19 protein-coding genes are annotated in these 18,654 nt (G+C 48.3%); 4 read left to right on the forward strand and 15 right to left on the reverse strand.

Annotation, left to right across the window (positions count from 1 at the left end):
• Positions 1–41: 41 nt before the first annotated feature.
• Both CWI78_RS12045 and xseA read right to left on the reverse strand, forming a co-directional pair.
• Positions 42–1,349 (reverse strand): alkaline phosphatase, encoded by a 1,308-nt coding sequence (locus CWI78_RS12045; protein WP_126783043.1) that lies wholly within the window; start codon positions 1,347–1,349, stop codon positions 42–44.
• Between the two features lie 75 nt (positions 1,350–1,424).
• Positions 1,425–2,735: an exodeoxyribonuclease VII large subunit gene (gene xseA, locus CWI78_RS12050; protein WP_126783063.1), complete on the reverse strand. Its 1,311-nt coding sequence runs from the start codon at positions 2,733–2,735 to the stop codon at positions 1,425–1,427.
• 154 nt (positions 2,736–2,889) lie between these two features.
• Between xseA and CWI78_RS12055 the strand changes: the two genes are divergently transcribed.
• The gene (locus CWI78_RS12055; protein ID WP_126783044.1) at positions 2,890–3,798 is read left to right on the forward strand and encodes an alpha/beta fold hydrolase; all 909 of its coding nucleotides are present in this window, start codon (positions 2,890–2,892) and stop codon (positions 3,796–3,798) included.
• A complete protein-coding gene (locus CWI78_RS12060; RefSeq protein WP_126783045.1) occupies positions 3,795–5,063 on the forward strand; it encodes an O-acetylhomoserine aminocarboxypropyltransferase/cysteine synthase family protein in 1,269 nt (422 codons plus the stop codon). The genes CWI78_RS12055 and CWI78_RS12060 overlap by 4 nt, the downstream gene beginning before the upstream one ends.
• A 53-nt stretch (positions 5,064–5,116) precedes the next feature.
• Here CWI78_RS12060 and CWI78_RS12065 read toward each other — a convergent pair whose 3' ends face one another.
• The 13 genes from CWI78_RS12065 to gspC form a co-directional block, all read right to left on the reverse strand.
• Positions 5,117–5,935 carry a mechanosensitive ion channel domain-containing protein gene (locus tag CWI78_RS12065; protein ID WP_126783046.1) on the reverse strand — a complete coding sequence of 273 codons (819 nt, stop codon included), beginning with the start codon at positions 5,933–5,935 and terminating at the stop codon, positions 5,117–5,119.
• 77 nt (positions 5,936–6,012) lie between these two features.
• The gene (locus CWI78_RS12070; RefSeq protein WP_126783047.1) at positions 6,013–6,759 is read right to left on the reverse strand and encodes a type II secretion system protein N; all 747 of its coding nucleotides are present in this window, start codon (positions 6,757–6,759) and stop codon (positions 6,013–6,015) included.
• On the reverse strand, positions 6,756–7,274 hold the full coding sequence (gene gspM / locus CWI78_RS12075) for a type II secretion system protein GspM (protein ID WP_126783048.1): 519 nt from the start codon (positions 7,272–7,274) through the stop codon (positions 6,756–6,758). The genes CWI78_RS12070 and gspM overlap by 4 nt, the downstream gene beginning before the upstream one ends.
• The gene (gene gspL, locus CWI78_RS12080; protein ID WP_126783049.1) at positions 7,271–8,491 is read right to left on the reverse strand and encodes a type II secretion system protein GspL; all 1,221 of its coding nucleotides are present in this window, start codon (positions 8,489–8,491) and stop codon (positions 7,271–7,273) included. The genes gspM and gspL overlap by 4 nt, the downstream gene beginning before the upstream one ends.
• A 3-nt stretch (positions 8,492–8,494) precedes the next feature.
• Positions 8,495–9,481 carry a type II secretion system minor pseudopilin GspK gene (gspK, locus tag CWI78_RS12085; RefSeq protein ID WP_126783050.1) on the reverse strand — a complete coding sequence of 329 codons (987 nt, stop codon included), beginning with the start codon at positions 9,479–9,481 and terminating at the stop codon, positions 8,495–8,497.
• Complete coding sequence (gspJ, locus tag CWI78_RS12090; RefSeq protein WP_126783051.1) at positions 9,471–10,154, reverse strand: type II secretion system minor pseudopilin GspJ; 684 nt, start codon at positions 10,152–10,154, stop codon at positions 9,471–9,473. The genes gspK and gspJ overlap by 11 nt, the downstream gene beginning before the upstream one ends.
• Positions 10,144–10,536 (reverse strand): type II secretion system minor pseudopilin GspI, encoded by a 393-nt coding sequence (gene gspI, locus CWI78_RS12095; protein ID WP_126783052.1) that lies wholly within the window; start codon positions 10,534–10,536, stop codon positions 10,144–10,146. Before gspI ends, gspJ begins: the two co-directional genes overlap by 11 nt.
• 2 nt (positions 10,537–10,538) lie before the next feature.
• Entirely contained in the window at positions 10,539–11,105 is a 567-nt protein-coding gene (gene gspH, locus CWI78_RS12100; protein WP_244213124.1) for a type II secretion system minor pseudopilin GspH, read from the reverse strand.
• Positions 11,080–11,517 carry a type II secretion system major pseudopilin GspG gene (gene gspG, locus CWI78_RS12105; protein ID WP_126783053.1) on the reverse strand — a complete coding sequence of 146 codons (438 nt, stop codon included), beginning with the start codon at positions 11,515–11,517 and terminating at the stop codon, positions 11,080–11,082. Before gspG ends, gspH begins: the two co-directional genes overlap by 26 nt.
• Positions 11,518–11,519: 2 nt before the next feature.
• On the reverse strand, positions 11,520–12,746 hold the full coding sequence (gspF, locus tag CWI78_RS12110; RefSeq protein WP_126783054.1) for a type II secretion system inner membrane protein GspF: 1,227 nt from the start codon (positions 12,744–12,746) through the stop codon (positions 11,520–11,522).
• A gap of 3 nt (positions 12,747–12,749) precedes the next feature.
• Positions 12,750–14,234: a type II secretion system ATPase GspE gene (gene gspE / locus CWI78_RS12115; protein ID WP_126783055.1), complete on the reverse strand. Its 1,485-nt coding sequence runs from the start codon at positions 14,232–14,234 to the stop codon at positions 12,750–12,752.
• Positions 14,227–16,317 carry a type II secretion system secretin GspD gene (gene gspD, locus CWI78_RS12120; protein ID WP_126783056.1) on the reverse strand — a complete coding sequence of 697 codons (2,091 nt, stop codon included), beginning with the start codon at positions 16,315–16,317 and terminating at the stop codon, positions 14,227–14,229. The genes gspE and gspD overlap by 8 nt, the downstream gene beginning before the upstream one ends.
• Before the next feature lies 1 nt (position 16,318).
• Positions 16,319–17,194 (reverse strand): type II secretion system protein GspC, encoded by an 876-nt coding sequence (gene gspC / locus CWI78_RS12125; RefSeq protein WP_126783057.1) that lies wholly within the window; start codon positions 17,192–17,194, stop codon positions 16,319–16,321.
• A gap of 150 nt (positions 17,195–17,344) precedes the next feature.
• Here gspC and hslR point away from each other — a divergent pair, with 150 nt between their 5' ends.
• Together hslR and hslO are read left to right on the forward strand one after the other, a co-directional pair.
• Positions 17,345–17,746 carry a ribosome-associated heat shock protein Hsp15 gene (gene hslR / locus CWI78_RS12130; protein WP_126783058.1) on the forward strand — a complete coding sequence of 134 codons (402 nt, stop codon included), beginning with the start codon at positions 17,345–17,347 and terminating at the stop codon, positions 17,744–17,746.
• A gap of 30 nt (positions 17,747–17,776) precedes the next feature.
• Positions 17,777–18,601 (forward strand): Hsp33 family molecular chaperone HslO, encoded by an 825-nt coding sequence (gene hslO / locus CWI78_RS12135; protein ID WP_126783059.1) that lies wholly within the window; start codon positions 17,777–17,779, stop codon positions 18,599–18,601.
• Positions 18,602–18,654: the final 53 nt, after the last annotated feature.

The raw sequence follows: 18,654 nt of genomic DNA on the forward strand, positions 1-18,654 counted from the left end.
GCAATAAGCGCGACTGTACAGAGAAGCTTTTAAAGCGAGGTCTATTTGACGACTTTAATTAACTGCTTACCAATATCCGTGTTATCCATATAACCACCAAAGTTATCACTGTGGGGACCCACTGCGAATACAGGAACATCAACACCGGTATGTCCACTGGTCGTCCAGCCGGTACCAGTAATGTCAGCGGTTATATAAACCAGTGCCTGGTGCAGTGCTTCTTCCCGCTCTTCGCCTTCTTGTTCCGCGGCAATAGCTAATTCATCTCTATATTCCTGAGTGAGTTCAAAGTTCACTTTATCAGCAACATATTCCGACCATTCACCTGCATCCATCCCCAGCATTTCTTCACTCATGTGGGCAATTGAGCTTTCAATCTTCATCACACGATCAGAGTGCCAGGCATATTCACCGTCACGCCCAATGGTCAGGCCGCCGGTCGAGTGATCTGCGGTCATAACAACCAGAGTATTCGGATTCTTTTCACGGTACTCACGAACTACTTGCAACGCGCGGTTCAAGCCATCCATTTCGTGCACGGCACAGGCAATATCATTGGCATGACCACACCAGTCAATCTCACTGCCTTCAATCATTAAGGCAAAAGGTTGCTGTTTCTTATCCAATAAGCGCAAAGCCGTGCGAGTCATATCTGCCAGGGCGTCAACATCACCATCGATGGCATAAGGTAACCCTTTCTCAGCGAAAAGCCCCATCACCGGTGCCGTATCGATTGATTCCAACTGCTCCATGTCGGTCACAATTTGCATTCCGTGTTCCGGCAAAATTTGCAGCCAATTTTTATCGTCACGCTCAAAGTAACTTTGTCCGCCACCTAACATGACATCAAAAGAGGGGGCACCCTCAACAACCTGAGTCGCAATCTTATCCGCTATTTGGTTGTATTCGTAACGCGATGGGTGATGGGTAAAGAAAGATGCTGGCGTTGCATGGTTCACCTGCGAAGTCGATACAGAGCCTGTTGACCAGCCATTGTCACGCGCCAGTTCCATAATGCTCTGTAGTGGGTACTTATCAGCATCGACGCCGATAGCACCGTTATAACTTTTAACCCCTGTAGCAAGCGCCGTTGCGCCAGCAGCTGAATCGGTAACCCAGGTATTATCATCCGGGTAAGTTGTTGCTGCGCCTTTTAGCATGGCATCAAACTCAGTTTTCGCGATAGTTTTGCTGTCCAGATCGGACATGGCATAGCGGTATGCGCTAATAAATTCAAACCCCATACCATCGCCAATAATATAAATAATATTGGGCTTTTGTTCTTCTGCATGCACCATAGAAGATGCGAAAGCCAGTCCAATACCAGCCACTAATGCTTTGAGTTTCATACCACGACTCCTTTGTGAATAACCCCGACAGTATAGCAAAACCCGAATGTCAGAAATATGACAACAGCCGCAGGATTATTGCCGTTTGGCGGTAATATTACCGTCTGCCAGGCGTACTTCTATTGAATCACCAACGGCAACCTGCTTCTCGCTGCGGACAACCTCACCGTTCTCCGTGCGGACAATAGCGTAACCGCGCTCCAGTGTATTGAGCGGACTGACAATATTCAACGACTGCATGAGCTGTTGTTGCCGGGCTCGGTTCTCTTTTAACAACCGTTGCATGACCAATGGCAGGCGTTGTTGCTGATGGCTCAACTTTTCTTGTAAACGCTGTAGCCCTTTTTGCGGATGAACCGCCTGTAAACGCCCTTGCAAATAGGACACCTGTTGTTGCTGGCGAGCTAATCGGTTTTGTATTGCCCGATACGCTCTGGCCTGGAGTTCATCGGCTAATTGTGACTGTTGCTGTAATTGGCGTTGTGGGTGTTGCTGTTGCAGTCGAGTCTGCAGAAACTGCCAACGCTGCTTTAAGCGCTGTAAGAATCGTTGTTCCGCCAGCGCTAAGCGTTGCTGCAACGCTTGAGCCTTCTGCCTTTGTTGTTGCTGGTCGCGGGTAACCAGTTCAGCCGCAGCCGAAGGCGTGGGAGCACGTACATCAGCAATAAAATCGGCAATGGTGAAGTCAATTTCGTGACCTACCGCACTAATGGTCGGCATGGGCGCTGTCGCCAAAAGACGCGCAAAATTCTCATCATTAAAGCACCATAAATCTTCCAGTGAACCGCCACCTCGGCTGACGATAAGAACATCCACTTCATTACGCTCAAACGCCGTTTTCAGCATGGATTGCAACTGCGGCACCGCAGCTTCACCCTGGACTGCACTAGGATAAATAATCACTTCCACACTCGGGTCACGCCGCTTCATGACGGCTAATATATCCTTTACTGCCGCTCCAGTCGGAGAGGTCAGTACACCTACTTTATGAATGTGTTCCGGCAATGCCCGTTTGCGTTCAGCCGCAAACAACCCTTCGGCCGAGAGCTTTTCCTTTAACTGCTCATAGCGTTGCTGTAATAGACCCTGCCCGGCATCTTCCACCTGTTCAATAATCAGCTGATAGTCGCCACGCGGTTCATAAACCGTGACCTTAGCCCTCACCAGAACCTGCATACCATTTTGCGGCCGAACTTTGGCGCGCTGGTTCGCATTACGAAACATAGCGCAGCGAACCTGAGCTCGTTCATCTTTTAAAGTAAAGTACCAGTGCCCGGAGCCCGGTGCCGCAAAATTTGAAATTTCTCCAACCAGGCTGATTTGACCAAACCCCTGTTCTAACAATTGGCGGATCTCAATATTTAACTGGCTGACCGAATACACCATGAGCATCACTCTTTTCTTTAAAGTTAATAGCGAAATCATATCACACTCAATCCATATCAAAATAAACACAATTACATTTAGACGTCTAAATGTCTTGACGGCTTTATATCCATTTATTACAGTCAATGAACGATTCATCAATGTGAGGTGAGCTATGGTTCAGCCAGTTGCCCGCAGTTTTTATACCGACACTTCCTTCGGACGCCTCAAAGGCTACCGCTACGGTGATGCTGACGCTCCAGCTATTGTTGTTCAGGGAGGAATTAGTGCCAGCGGCAGACTATGGACGGCTGACGAGAGCGGTTGGTGGCAGTCACTGCACCCAGTATTTTCTGATCTGGATAATGTCCAGGTCATCAGCTTTGATTACCTTGGCGGGCTCGGAGGCTCGGATTGCCCCACGACCCCCTTAACCGTGCAACAACACAGTGACGCCATACGCCAGGCATTAAAACAGCACACCGATGACCTTCAAGCCTGGGTTGGCGGATCGTTTGGTGGCGTTCTGGGGCTTCAGTTTGCTGCCGACCATCCGGCTGAACTGCCCCGCTTGAGCGCTATTGGCACCGCTCATAAACCGTCTGTCCATTCAGCCTTGCTGCGTTATTTTCAACAAGCATTGATTCAACGATGTGGTGATGAGCAGTCTGGAATTATTCTGGCTCGAGCCTTAGCAATGCTGAGTTATCGCACCGCCGAAGAATTTGAACAACGGTTTAGTCACGCTGACGATGCATTTGAGTATTTGCTGTATCAGGGGGAGAAACTGTTAAAACAAAACGGTAACGATTGTCGCAGTCTGTTCACGCATCTAACGCCGATATTGAATGATTACAGTATTGACCCAGCCAAAATTCAGGCGAAGGTACAACTTATCGACTTTCTCAATGACACCATTGCACCACCGAGCCTTGTTACTGAACTGGAACGGCTACTGCCGAATCACGTTGGTCGGCTCACTATTGATACACCTTTTGGTCACGACGGTTTTATTAAAAATGTTGAACAATACCAATCGGCTTTAACGCACTTTTTAACTGAACCTCAACTGGAGTCTGTATGAAAGACGAGACACTGGCCATACATCACGGCTATGAAACCGACCCGACAACCAAGTCGGTTGCTACCCCAATTTACCAAACCGTTTCTTACGAGTTTGATAACGCCCAGCATGGCGCTGATCTTTTTGATTTGGCGGTTGAAGGGAATATCTACTCGCGCATTATGAACCCAACCAACGATGTTCTGGAAAAGCGTGTAGCAGAGCTTGAACACGGTGTCGCAGCGCTTGCGGTTGGCTCAGGTATGGCGGCTATTGAATACGCACTGATTACTCTGGCCAGCCAGGGGGACAATATTGTCACCACACCACAGCTTTATGGCGGAACTTATACGTTATTTCGCCATATGCTGCCGTCATTTGGTATTGAGGTACGTTTCGCCGACTCCGACAAGCCAGAAGATATCGCGACGCTTATTGATAGTAAAACCAAAGCGATTTATTGCGAAAGCATCGGCAACCCTGCCGGGAACATCGCCGATTTAGAAGGTTATGCTCAGATAGCGCATAAACAAAGGGTTCCTTTGGTGGTCGATAATACGGTCGCGACACCCATACTCTGCAAGCCGATTGATTTCGGCGCTGATATTGTTGTGCACTCACTCACTAAATACATCGGGGGCCATGGAAATTCAGTTGGCGGCTTAATTGTCGACAGCGGTCGTTTTGACTGGGCTCAGGAAAAGCAGCGTTTCCCTCAGTTTAGTTCGCCCGAACCAGCCTATCATGGCGTGGTCTATACTGACGCCTTTGGCCCCGCCGCGTTCATTGCCCGGGTTCGTACGGTTGCTTTGCGTAATACCGGTGCCTGCTTATCTCCGTTTAACGTCTTCTTACTGTTGCAGGGGTTGGAAACTCTGGCTTTACGCATTGAGCGTCATTGTGAAAACGCGCTAAAAGTCGCTGAATACCTGAAAAAACACCCTCAGGTAGAGTGGGTTAACTTCGCTGCTTTATCGGAACACACGGATCACGAGCGAGCAAAGAAATACATTAAAAATGTCGTACCTGCTTCATTGTTAACCTTTGGAGTGAAAGGCGGCTACGATGCCGGTGTGGCTTTTTACGACAAGCTGAAATTGTTTAAACGCCTGGTGAATATCGGTGACGCCAAATCACTGGCCTGCCACCCTGCTTCCACAACGCATCGTCAGCTATCAACAGAAGAGCAAGCCTCAGTTGGTGTAAAGCCTGAAGCGATTCGTTTGTGTGTCGGCATTGAAAATGTAGAAGACATTATTGCTGATATCTCACAAGCCTTGAGTTAGCTTTCCATACAAAAAAGCCCACTAGAAAGTGGGCTTTTTCAAACGCAAACACACTAGTCGTCTTTTTTGAAATGAACATCCATTTGCGGGAAAGGAATACCAATACCCTCTTCATCCAGACGATCTTTAATGCGTTCTAACAGATCCCAGCGGGTTGGCCAGTAATCTTCATTTTTGGTCCATGGACGCACATTAAAGTCGACCGACGAATCACCCAGGTTGGTTACCGTCACTACCGGCTCAGGGTCTTTCAGTACACGTTCGTCACTGGTAATCACATCCATCAGTGCCTTCTTAGTTTGCTGTAAGTTCGCACTGTAACTAACGCCAATCACTAAATCGATACGGCGCAACTCTTCGCGGTTATAGTTGACGATTGGGCCGCCGATAATTTCAGAGTTCGGCACAAAAACAACTTTGCGATCCGGCGTTTTCATAATGGTCTGAAAAATATTAATTTGGTCAACCGTTCCTGAAACACCACCCGCATCTACGTACTCACCAGCACGAATAGGCCGGAACATAATCAGTAAAACACCCGATGCAATATTTGACAGAGAGCCCTGTAAAGCCAGGCCAATGGCCAGGCCTGCTGCACCTAAAATAGCAATAAAGGAAGTTGTTTCAACACCGACATGCGACAACGCCATCATAATAGCGGCGATAAAAATGACCGTTTTCAAAATCGCACCCACGAAACTGATGACGGCGCCATCCACCTCGCGTTTACGCATATTCTTGGTCATTACACCGGTGATGCCATTGGCAACCATTTTACCAATGATGAGTATCGCAATAGCGATAATAAATTTAATCGAGAAACCGATCAGCATGTCCTGGTTATCATTAATCCACTGAACGATGTTATCCATACAAATTCCTTATTACGCAGAGACTTTAAGTCGTGTTTTATTACAATAATTATAAACGTGATTAACCGCAAGTGAGATCACAAGCGGAATGAATAGCGACCCTGAGCATCAGGTGTTCCCATATACTGCATCATCCTGGCCAGGCCTTCAGGCGTTCTTGGTGTCGGCTTAACCGTTCCCTGTGCATTCAAACTCTGACTGTTAATGCTGCCGTTAAAGTCCAGTCCTAAACTGTTATCACCGTGCATCGCTATAGTAACCGCATTACTCTCGTTGCAACCTAACTCGACCGGAAAGTCACCCAGAGATTGCCATTGATTGTTGACCAGCACACGAATTTTCTGACCTTCTGCCTGACCCTTTAATTCGTCGCACCAGCGCACCGGTCCCGGTGTCGTTACCACAAAAGTATCCAGCGACAAACGCCAGTTGCCTCCTGTTTTTAACGGTAAGCGAGTGCCGACTAACTGCAATAACGCGTTAACATCACCACTGGCTTTTACATCTTTTGCGCCAACTTTAGTTGAACCTGCCAACAAACGTCCATTCAGCGCAAAAGGGTTGTTCCGAGACGGCAAGTCGACATCAACCACAAGCTCGCCCAGAAACACAGAAGAAACCTGCCAGTTCCAGTTAAGGTTGTTCAGAACAATACCGTCAACGGCAACTTGCCCGGCAGTCCCCTGCCACAAACTGCCACTGACCTGAGACAACCGCACGTTATCGGGCAACGGGAACCAGTAAACCACTTTTGCCGGCAGCATAACCAGCATGGCCACCAGATACACGACAACTAACCAGGGTATCCAGCGTTTTACATTCATGAAGCCTCTCTTACCAGTAATTTGCGTAGGCGGACTTGCCCGGGCGTGTTCAGTTTCGCTATATCCACCGCACTCAAAGCCAAGCCCTGCTGCTGTTCTAATTCGGCCAAAAAGCTAAGTAAGTCTGAAAAAGCAACATCATCAATACTCAACAAATACTCCTGACCCTGAGGCTGCAAACGTGCAATTTGGATATCTTGTGCAGCCGCTGCGCGGTTAATGCGCTGAGTCACAGAGCCTGAAGCACTTTGTTGCTGAGTGCTGCTTTCCTCTAGCTCTTTGTAACGCGCTATTGCCTGCTGTACCCACTGATACTGTTGTTGTTGCGCTACGAGTTTTTGCTCAGCATTGGCAACCGCCTGAGCGCTGGGTTGCCAAATAACAAAGTACAACAAGGCAATAAATAATACGCCTGCCAGTACCGCTAACAAGCTTTGCTCGCGCTGATTAAATTGACGCCAGCGCTGCTTACCTAAATCAAAGTAAGGTGTTAAATAACGTGTGAATCCATTCATGACTGTGCCCCCTGGCCAGCAAGGTCAACCGTTAATGAACCCGATACTTGATCACCGCGATTACTCATTGAACCGGTTTCAATACTGAGACCTTCCGCTTTTGCCGCTTGTTGGAAAGCTTCAAACTGAGAAAAACTTTTGGCAGTTGCCTGTAAACGCAGTTCATTATTCTGAAAACGCAATAACTCAAGTTGCAGGTCCGGCTGTGATTTAAACGCAGGCACTAATTGCTGCAGTACCGCAAGTACTGAGGCTTCATCTCCACTGCCAAGGCCCAGACTCTCAAGCTGTCGTTGTAATTGAACCTTTAAATTCACAATCCGCGTTTGACCCGGAAAGGCATCCCGGTATAGTTGCTCCGCCTGTGTTTTCAAAACCTCACGTTGAGAATCCAGCTGCCAGTAACGGACACCATTTAATAACACAGCCAGCACAAACAAGACGCTTGCAGCCGTTGCCAGAGCACGCCACGGCAAGTCGACAGAACGCTTCGCCCGTTGCGAACGATACGCCCCCTGTCTTAGGTTAATTCCTTTCCCCGTAGCAATACTCTGTACGGCAATCGTGAAAGGCACTTCAATATCCGCAGCACTCAAAGGCGCCGGTGCCTGAGGCCAGTTAAGCGAACCGTAGTGGATAATTTCTGTCGGGTTTTCCTGCTCGGCAGCAAAAGACGGAGCTAACTGTGCAAACTGGTCTTTTTCTATGGTAAAGCCTTGCCACTCGCCGGTTCTTACTATCACACTATTAGCAAGCGTCATTGCCTGCCAATTGTCTTGCTGGTGCGGAAGCAAAAAGCAGTCCGGAACCCAGTAAGCAGAGTCAATACCCGCATTCGTCAAGACGTTCAGCCAATCATTCATGCGTTCTTTGGCAACGACCGCAACCGGCAGCTCCGTTCCTTTGGCATCCGGCCAGGCAAAGTGTAACTCGTCAATATCACTTGCCAGCTCTTCTTCCAGCGCGTATGGAATAATACGCTGCAGGTGCCTTTTCGCACCCGCCGGCAGCGTCACCTTAGTCATAAAAACGTCTTGTCCCGGCAAGGCGACAATCACTTCGCAACGGGCGGCTTTGTCTTTCAACTGAGACAGCTCCGCAACAGAGCTGAGTTCACCGCTGGCAATTAGCTCTTGCTGACTTTTGTGCCAGACCAACCAGGGTATGGGTTCGTCGCTACCAAAAGCCGGCAAACGCAGAATCAGTGTTTCATGCATAAACTAGTCTCCCATCGCCCGGTACAATGTCTGTACTCGACCTGCATTTAAATGTAATACCGAGCGTGCTCTCATTTCTACTTCCCCCCACTGGATCATTGCTACCAGTTGGAAGTATTCACTGTTTACCGTCAGTTCTGACAGTTCACCATTTAACTCAGAGCGGACACTTTCAAGCTCCGCCAACTCTGCTATTTCTTCATTCGATTCATAGCCCTGCGGCGGCCGGTTATTTAATAGTTCCACAGCGTCAGCAAGTGCTAACTTACCTTCTGTGACCCCCGTTAATACCGCCGCCTGCTCTTGCTCCAGAGTGTTAATATTAACTTTTAAGTCCGTCTCGTTAGGGATGACACAGGCAGAGTCACTTAAGGTATTTACTATTTCAGCGCTGTAGCCACGTACCATTCTTAACTCACTCAGCTCCATTAACTGACTATTGGCAGCTAAATAAGGCTTGGGTAAGCTTTCGTAGTCAGGGTCTTCGGCACCATTACTCCCGGACAGCTGACTGTCTTCATCCAGCCAGTCTACCAGACTGTCGGTTAAAATTTCGGCCTGATAGTTATCAATATCCAGCGCCTGTAATAAAGCTTTGTACTGCCTTTTTCTTTTCTCCAGAGTACCGGGATCTTCCGAGTCTGAAACCAGACTGTTCAAGTTAAAACAGCTATACAGGTCGTTAACCCGCGCAGCAATTTGCCCGCCTTCTACTGGAAAAGGCCCGTTCTGACCGGCCCAGTTCTGTTCCCGGTGGGCCACACCGTCGTTTTCATCCAATTCGCGCTGAAGCACTTCTTTTAACACATCCTCGGCACTTAACCACATCCAGTAACTCTGTTCAGCCTGTTGTAAGTTACCCATGCGCGTTATTTGCAACTGTAATTTCCCGCCTAAATTAACGGCAATAACAGACACTAAAGCAATGACCAGTAACACCGTTATCAACGCAGCGCCTTTTTGTGATGACTGGTTTAAGTTAATTCGCACGTTGCGAGCCCCCGGTATTACTCTGCGCCGCTTGAACGCCACCGGCAATCAGAAACACCCGCCTGATGGTGCCAAAGGTTTCACTGCGAATAGTCACTTCAATCGCTTTGGGTAAGTCACCTTCACTTTCCCAGTTCTCACTCCAGCCTTGTTCTAACCCCTGATTAACATCGCTGCCGGTGTCACTGCGGTAAAAACGAAAGGAGAGCTCATTCACATCCTCTAATAACGTCTGCACAGACGGGTCAGCTGCGCGGTCATTGACAAATGTTTGTGTCACCCGCTGTAAACTGCCATCCCATATCCGATAAACAACGGGTTGCAACTCACTGCGGGGCATCATATTACCCGGGTTATCGAAGCCGCTTCTGACAAACGCCAGGACCCCGCCATCTGAATCAAAATAGCCCGAATCATTACTCAGATATTGATGCATAACGTCTGTGCCGGAAGGTCGTGTTGGTTTAGCCACCATTTGACGAATATCCTGCTGCATCAGTAACTGACTAAACTGCAGGCGCTCTAATTGCTCGCGTTGCTGTTGCGACTGCTCCTCAGTACTCACCATTTGGTTCAGAACCTGAAAGCTGGCAATACCGATAATCGCAAAGATCACCATCGTCACCAAAACTTCCACCAGGGTAAATCCCTTAGCCGCCGAGTTAACGTGCATTACCGGTCTCTCCTGCAGCATGTGGTTTGCGCACATAGCGGGTTAGCCGAAAGTGCTCTCTTCCATCTTCACTTTTCTTCACTTTCACGGTTACTGCAACCACATTTGGCGTTACCGTTTCGGTCACCTCTTGCTGCCAGTACCAAGTTACGCCCGCCTGCTTTTGCTCGCCGTTCCGACCATTTTCCAGTGGCCAGCGATTCTCAATAGACAGCTCCGCCAATCGGTTAGAAGCAACATATTGAGCAAAGGTTTTGTCTTGTAGTGCGCTCAGCCCGGTCAGGTGGCCACTGGCCGCCTGTAAAGCGGCCAACGCCGCCAGACTAAAAACCGATAAAGCCACCATCACTTCAATTAAGGTAAAGCCCCGCAGAATACGCATAGTTACTCCGGAGCCTCTGCGGATAAACTGATTAACCAGCTATTTTCTGCAATCAACCAACGTTCCGCCTCAGGGTCATTCAAATGTTCAATATGGACACTGAATAATGTCATTTCACCACTAGGGAGAATCAAAATATCGGGCACCGGCTTATCTTCATCACTTTCTTGCGAAAACAAACCGCTATTCAATGATTCATTTTGTTCAAGAACTTCCAGCCCGCGGCTGCTAAAGCGCCAGCGCAGCGGCCACTCAGTTTCTTGAGCCCGCAAACCACGCGGGCTGTCCTCCAACCATTCGTCGTCCTTCCAAAAAAGGAAATGATACCCGTCCTCGTGGAATTTTAATCCGATAGGCTGTTGCCTGACCATTGCGTATTCGCGGGCATAATTTAGCTGATGACGTAAGGTGATTGCGGCATTATGAGGCGAGTCTTTGCCCCTTTCACCGCCCGGCAGGGTAAACACAACGGCGCTGGCGATAAGGCCAAGAATGGCCATCACCAGCATGACTTCAATTAAGGTAAAACCAAACTGACAACGCTTATTGATCACGGTCGTTGTTGCCAATCATCCAACTGCCAAAATCATCATCGGTACCCGGCTGACCATCCGGCCCCGGAGAGAAAATATCAACGTCGCTATACTGACCAGGATTTAGCAATAAGTAGTCATTGCCATAAGGGTCTTGTGGTAAACGACGAATATAACCGCCGCTGCGATAACTGCGTGGCTGCGGATCCATGTTCGGCTCATTCACTAAGGCTTCAAGCCCCTGCTCTGTCGTCGGAAACATCCCGTTATCTAAATGATACTGCGCCAGCGCATTTTCTAACGCAACGATGTCAGCGATAACTTTTTGTTCATTCGCTTTTTCCTGATTACCCAGAACATTGGGTAACACCATGGTCGCCAAAATACCGATGATGGCAATGACCACCATGACTTCGACCAATGAAAAACCTGTTTGATTACGTCTCATAGCTAAAGCCCTACACTATTATTTAATTGTAAAATGGGTTGAATGATAGACAGTACAATAAAGAATACGATGCCCGCCATTGTCACAATCAGCACCGGTTCAAACACTTTCAAGCTAACCGATACCAAATTTTCAAATTCTCTGTCCTGGTTATCTGCTGAGCGTTTCAGCATCTGTTCTAGCTCACCAGACTTTTCACCGGCTGCGATCATGTGCAGCATCATCGGTGGAAACAAGCCCGTTTCCTGCAATGCGCCCCGCATTGATGAACCTTCCCGGACGCGGTCGGCGGCTTCATCAACGGCTTGTCTTATCGCTAAGTTCCCAATCACTGATGAAGTTATGCGCAATCCATCCAGTAAAGGAACCGCTGAAGAAGTCAGAATGCTCAGAGTGCGGGCAAAACGGGCGGTACTGACCCCTCTTATGACCTTACCCAGCATCGGAAGTTTTAACAGTCTACGATGATATTTCAGGCGGTTCTTTTCATTTCTTAGCCATTGATTGAAAACAACCAACACCGCTGCCAGCGTAATCAGTAACCACAGCCCCCAATTTTGCAAAAATTCACTAATGGCTATCATGGCTAAGGTGGTTGGCGGCAACTCCTGGCCCATAGTGGAAAAATTATCCACTATCTGCGGCACAATAGAAACCAGCAGAAAGACCACAATACCAACAGCAACCAAAGTCAGCATTAACGGATAGATAAGCGCCTGGGTTAGCTGGCTTTTCATATGCTGCCGCTGTTCCGTGTAGTTTGCCAACTCGTCAAGCACTGTGTCTAAGTGTCCGGACTTTTCTCCGGCAGCAACCATCGCTGTATACAGCGAATCAAAAACCCCGGGGAACTCTGACATCGCCTCGGCAAGGCCGTAACCTTCGACCACTTTACTGCGTACCGACATCAGTAGCTTTTTCAGACGTGGTTTTTCTGTCTGATCAGCGACCGCCAACAAGGCTTGCTCAATAGGAAGGGCCGAGCTTACTAGCGTTGATAACTGGCGCGTAATTAAGGCTAAATCCTGCGCTTTTACTTTACGCTGAGGCAGCCCGAAGCGCGGCTGTAAGGTTTTTTTTCTGTCCTGATCTGCTGCCGGCACTATGGTTAAAGGCATTAAGCCTTTTTCACGCAATAACTGTCGTACCTGGCGCTCCGTGTCGGCTTCCAGTACCCCTTTTTTCTTTCTGCCGTTAGCTTCAACGGCTTGGTATTCAAATGCCGCCACCCTTTACTCCTCGCGGGTAACCCGCAGCACTTCTTCCAGCGTTGTTTTGCCTTTCAGTACTTTTGCTAAACCGTCCTGACGAATACCGGGAGTCGACTGACGAATGTACTTTTCAATAGACTGTTCGCCGTGGCCGTTATGAACCAGTTCGCGAACATGGTCATCCACCACCAACAGTTCGTGAATCCCCGTACGCCCCCGGTACCCTGTTTGGTTGCAATGCTCACAACTACCGGCACGATATATAATAGTGTCGTCTGCAGCGGCGAGCCCCAACATATTTTTTTCTTCCTCATCTGGCTGATGAGGTTGCTTGCATTCGCTACAAAGTGTGCGCACCAAACGTTGCGATAACACAGCCAACAGACTGGACGACAGCAAAAACGGTTCAACCCCCATGTCTTCCAGGCGCGTTATAGCACCAGCGGCTGTATTGGTGTGCAAAGTAGAAAGAACCAAATGACCGGTTAACGATGCCTGCACCGCAATTTGCGCCGTTTCAACATCACGGATTTCACCAACCATGACCACATCGGGGTCTTGTCGCAGAATAGCCCGTAAACCTCGGGCAAACGTCATATCCACTCTGGGGTTAACCTGCATCTGACCAATACCGTCAATGGCGTACTCTATCGGATCCTCGACGGTCAGGATATTCCGGTCTTTAGAGTTAATCTCGCTGAGGCCTGCGTACAAAGTCGTACTTTTACCCGAGCCAGTCGGCCCGGTCACTAAAATAATGCCGTGTGGTTTGTAAATCAGTTCCTGGAAAATTTTGCGGTTAGCATCGGTCATTCCCAGCTCAGTCAGGTTCAGTCTTGCGTTGTTTTTGTCCAATAAACGCAACACCACTCGCTCGCCATGATTCGACGGCATAGTAGACACCCGCACATCTACCGCACGACCAGCAATCAGCAAAGAAATACGCCCATCCTGAGGCACCCGTTTCTCAGCGATATCCAGTTGCGCCATGACTTTTATCCGCGACACCAGCAAGGAAGACAATTTACGGTTTGGTCGCAACACTTCACGCAAGACGCCATCAATGCGAAAACGAATGAGCAAGGCTTTTTCGAAGGTCTCAATGTGGATATCAGAAGCGCCTTCTTTTATTGCTTCGCTCAACATCGCGTTAATCAGTTTAATAATAGGCGCGTCGTCTTCACTCTCCAGCAAGTCTTCCGTTTGCGGCAGTTCATCCGCCAGTGAGAACAGATCGGACTCGTTACCGATGTCCTCCATCAACTGCTTTGCTTCTGACGAATCGCGCTGATAAGCCTGGGTTAACAGGCTTTCAAAGTCACTAGCCGCGTGTTCCTGTAGGGTAACCGGTTGCCCTAAAGCGCGTCTGACTTCTTGCAATGCTGCCGCTGAAATGCCTGCACGACAATGCAAAACCATAGGCTCGCCGTGTTCTACTACAACACCAAAGCGTTTAGCAAAGCTAAAAGGTAACCGGGTTGTTGCAATCGCACTGGCTTCAGTCATTTTTTTGCCCGTTGGTTTGTGTCTCCGCCTCATCTTTGTCCTGGTTGTCCAGGTACTCGTCAAAACCAGGCGGAAGGGTCAACTCACTGTCCCAGTCGTTGAGTAGCGGCGAATCCTCTGTTGGCATCAGAGAAATGCCACGGGCGCGCTCATCTAACTGCAGCGCTCGCATATAATTGTACTTAGCTGAACTCAGTTCGCGCATGCGGTTACCATCACGCACTATCGTTGGGCGAATAAAGACCATTAAGTTGCGCTTCTGCTTAGAAGTTGAAGTTGAGCTGAATAATTTACCGATAAACGGAATGTCACCCAATAAAGGAATTTTGGATACCGATTCCTGCACGTCTTCATCAATTAAGCCACCCAAAACAATCGTTTCGCCGTCATCTGCCATGACGGTGGTTTTCAGTTCACGCTTATTAATAATAACGTCAACGGCCGTTGCGCCACTTAAACTGGAAACTTCCTGCTCTATCGTCATTTGCACAGCGTCACCCTCGTTAATCTGAGGCGTGACTTTTAACTTGATACCTATTTCGGTGCGGTCAACGGTCTGGAACGGGTTATCGTTGTTATCACCCGTGGTCGAGCCGCTAATAGTGGGGACTTCCTGACCCACCAGAAAACTCGCTTCTTCGTTATCAACAGTGACAATACTGGGTGTGGCCAGAATGTTTGAACGGGAATCCTGAGTAACGGCTTGTACCACCGCAGCCCAGTCATTTTTGATGGTGCCGAACATCATTCCGTTGACCGAGCCGAGTAATTCCGCCAGCAAAGAAATGTCACCCGGTTCATCAGGTTCTGTAGTGGTGACTTCAACCCCACCGTCGGTTATTCGAGTGGTCGTGGTGCCGGGTCTTTCACGAGCCTGGTAAGCGCCCGCTGCCAGACTGCCAATGGGAACCTGGCTACCATCGTTGTACTGCACCATACCGCCGTCTTCGCTAATCCATTGCACACCAAAGTTAACATTGTCACCTTCCATAATCTCAACAATGATGGCTTCGACCTGAACCTGGGCACGACGAATATCCAAGTCACGAATGACTTTCTCCAACGATGCCAGCATGTCCTTTTGTGCCGTAATCACGACCGAGTTGGTTGGCTCATGAGGGCTGATACTGACCGTTTCGTCACCGCTACTGCGACGACGTTGTGTATTATTTCCAGTACTTGATTGCTGTTCAACTTCCGCCTGGATAGACCGGCTGACATCTTTTAATACCTCGACAACCTCAGGTGCCTTCGCATATTTAAGATAAAAAACGCGCGTGTTACCTTCGGTTTTTAAGTCCTGATCGAGCTGTTTTATCAACTTAACGACACGAGCTCTGGCTCGCGGTTCGCCACTGACAATAACGCTATTACTGCGCTCGTCAGCAACAATTTTTGGGATCAATAACGCGGGCACACCTTCGTTATTCTTTTCATAAAGCGATTGAGCAATACGAACAATTTCACTTGCGGATGCGTACTCCAGGCTGATCATATCAACATCCTGATCGCCGGCCTGATCCACTCGCTCAATAATTTCAACCAACCGTTGTACCGTCTCAGAACGGCCAGTCATCATAATGACGTTGGAGGGGTCGTAGCTCACTACCATGCCACCGCCGCTTTGGTCATTTAACTGACGTAATAAGGGAGCTAACTCTCGTACGGATACGTTTTCAACGGGCACCACCCGGGTGACCATGGTGTCCCCTGAGCCTCTGGTCTCTCTGTCTAGTACAGGCAATGAAGAGGTTTTGGCATCCTTGTCGCGAATAACTTTAAGCACGCCGGATTCCATTTCAATAATAGCAAACCCGTAAACTTCGAGAACATTAAGGAAAAACTGATAGTACTGCTCTTCATTCATGACATCGTAGCTGCGAACATCAATTTTGCCCCTGACGTTCGGATCAATAATGATGGTTTTTTCAAGATTACGACCAACGACCTGAATAAATTCGTTAATATCAGTATTTTTAAAACTGGCGGCATACTCTTCGCTGCTTAATGGCGCGCTCGTAAGAGTTAACACCAACCCCAGGGCTCCCAGCCATGCTTTTAAGCCACTCTTTGCCACTGTCATATTAATTATCCTGTTTTACCGGTAGCTCAAACGACAGCTCCATCCGTTCACCGTCGCGCTCAATTTCAATAATGACCTGTTCTTGTTCTGACAGTTCCTGACTGGCCAGCATTGCTTGCTCCATGTCAGTCAGATCGTAGCCATTTATAGCCACTGCCAAGTCACCGTTTTGGAATCCTGCGTCCCGAAATAACTCGGGGTTCTTGCCTGAATTTAATTTGTACCCTTTCAGTTCACCATTACTTTGAACTGGCGAAATGCTTACGTAATCCAGTAAAGACGATGGGTTATCGGCCACCTCAGCCAACTGCTGCTCTACTGTGACATCATCAACGGTATTCGCGTCATTGTTATCAACTGAATTCGACGTTTCTTCATTATTTTCTGAATCATCAACAATAAGCGCCAACGCAGGTCGGTCTTCACCAATATCTTCCATCTGCAAAGTTTCTAAGCGTCCATTATTGTCAAGAATGACGCGGTCAGCGTGAATCTCTTCCACCGTGACCGAGGAGCTGCCCAAGTTCTCGCCAACAATATAGGTTTGCTGCTGACTACCTTGCTGAATGATCGCAGCTGAACGTTCTGGATTTGAGCTGGCAGAAACACCTATCAGGCGAACATTTAATGATGTTTTAGGAGCATTCCGGGTATTCGAAGAGCGATTATCCTGGTCCGTTGCACCAAATAAATTTAACGACGTTAACGTGCTTAAGTCTGCGTTGCTGGTAGCAGCAACATCCACTGTGACTTTAGGCAACGCCGCGCTTCCCTCTGGTTCAGCCGGGCTCACTAAAGACCAGGTGAAACGGGCGAGCAACACCGCAACCAAAAACCAGGCGAAAGCCGTTAGCGCCTGCATTAGCCGGCGCCACATTTGAGCATCTGTAATTATTTGTTGAAGTCGGGCAGTCACTTTATTCTTATTCTTGTTACACTGACAAAAGACGATTCATGCATTCTAGCGCAGGCGACATGAGTCAACAATCGATTAACACAAAGTTTATAACGAATTCGTTGCGTTTTTATGACAAAAACTCGAAAAGAAAGTCCCATTCGTCTGGATAAATGGCTTTGGGCAGCAAGGTTTTATAAAACCAGAGCACTTGCCCGGCAAATGGTTCAATCAGGCAAAGTACAGTATGACGGGCAACGTAGCAAGCCCTCTAAAACGGTACAGGTTGGTTCTGTGATTACTTTGCGTCAGGGCTTCGACACTAAAGAAGTGGAAGTACTGGCTCTGAGTGAGCAGCGCCGCAGTGCCAGTGAAGCCCAGTTGCTCTATCAGGAAACTGAACAAAGCATTGAAAAGCGCGAACAAAATGCGGAAGCAAGAAAACTCAATGCATTGTATAATCCGCATCCGGAAGGACGGCCGGATAAAAAACAGCGCCGTCAGCTTATCAGAATGAAAGACAGTGGTGAGTAAACCGCCCGTTGTCAATAAATAGGAGTGTCCATGGAATACCCAACGGATCAATTGTCACGTTACACCTTTGATGAGCACGATGTGCGCGGTGAACTTGTTCAGTTGACCAGCAGTTATCAAACCCTGATACGGGGTCACAAGTATCCCGCTCCGGTGCAGGAACTATTAGGACAAATGATGGCTGCCGTATCACTACTTACCGCTACCCTGAAGTTTGAGGGACATATTGCTGTACAGCTTCAGGGGGATGGCCCGCTTAACTTTATTGCCGTTAATGGCAATCATAATCAAGAGTTAAGAGGCATAGCACGATTAAAATCCGAGCTTGGTGCGACTGATTTACAATCGATGATAGGAAAAGGTCAGTTAGTCATTACCTTAACCCCGGATACCGGTGAACGTTATCAGGGCGTTGTTAGTGCGGATGCCGATTCCATTGCTGCGATGCTCGAAAATTATTTCGAACAGTCGGAACAATTACACACCCGGGTTTGGTTATATGCCGATGGTGAACACGCCGCAGGTATGTTGTTACAGCGCCTGCCCGCAACAGGAAGGGACTTAACCGGGTTCGAACACCTGGCCACTCTGACCAACACCATTACCGCGGAAGAAATTTATACGTTACCCGCCGAGCAGTTGTTGCACCGCTTGTACCACGAAGAGAAAGTGCATTTATACCCATCGCAAACCGTGAGTTTTGTTTGTGGATGCTCGCGTGAACGCACATTAGAAGCGCTAGCTTCAGTGAGCCCGGAAGAAATTCAAGAAATTTTAGCCGAGGAAGGCGAAATTCTGATGACCTGTGATTATTGCCTGACCGAGTACCGCTTTACTCCTTCAGACTTTAATTAATTGCTAAAAAAAAGCCTGCATAATGAAGTGACCCCATAAAGTTGGACTCATTT

The sequence above is a fragment of the Idiomarina ramblicola genome (assembly GCF_003987255.1).
Lineage (GTDB): Bacteria > Pseudomonadota > Gammaproteobacteria > Enterobacterales > Alteromonadaceae > Idiomarina > Idiomarina ramblicola.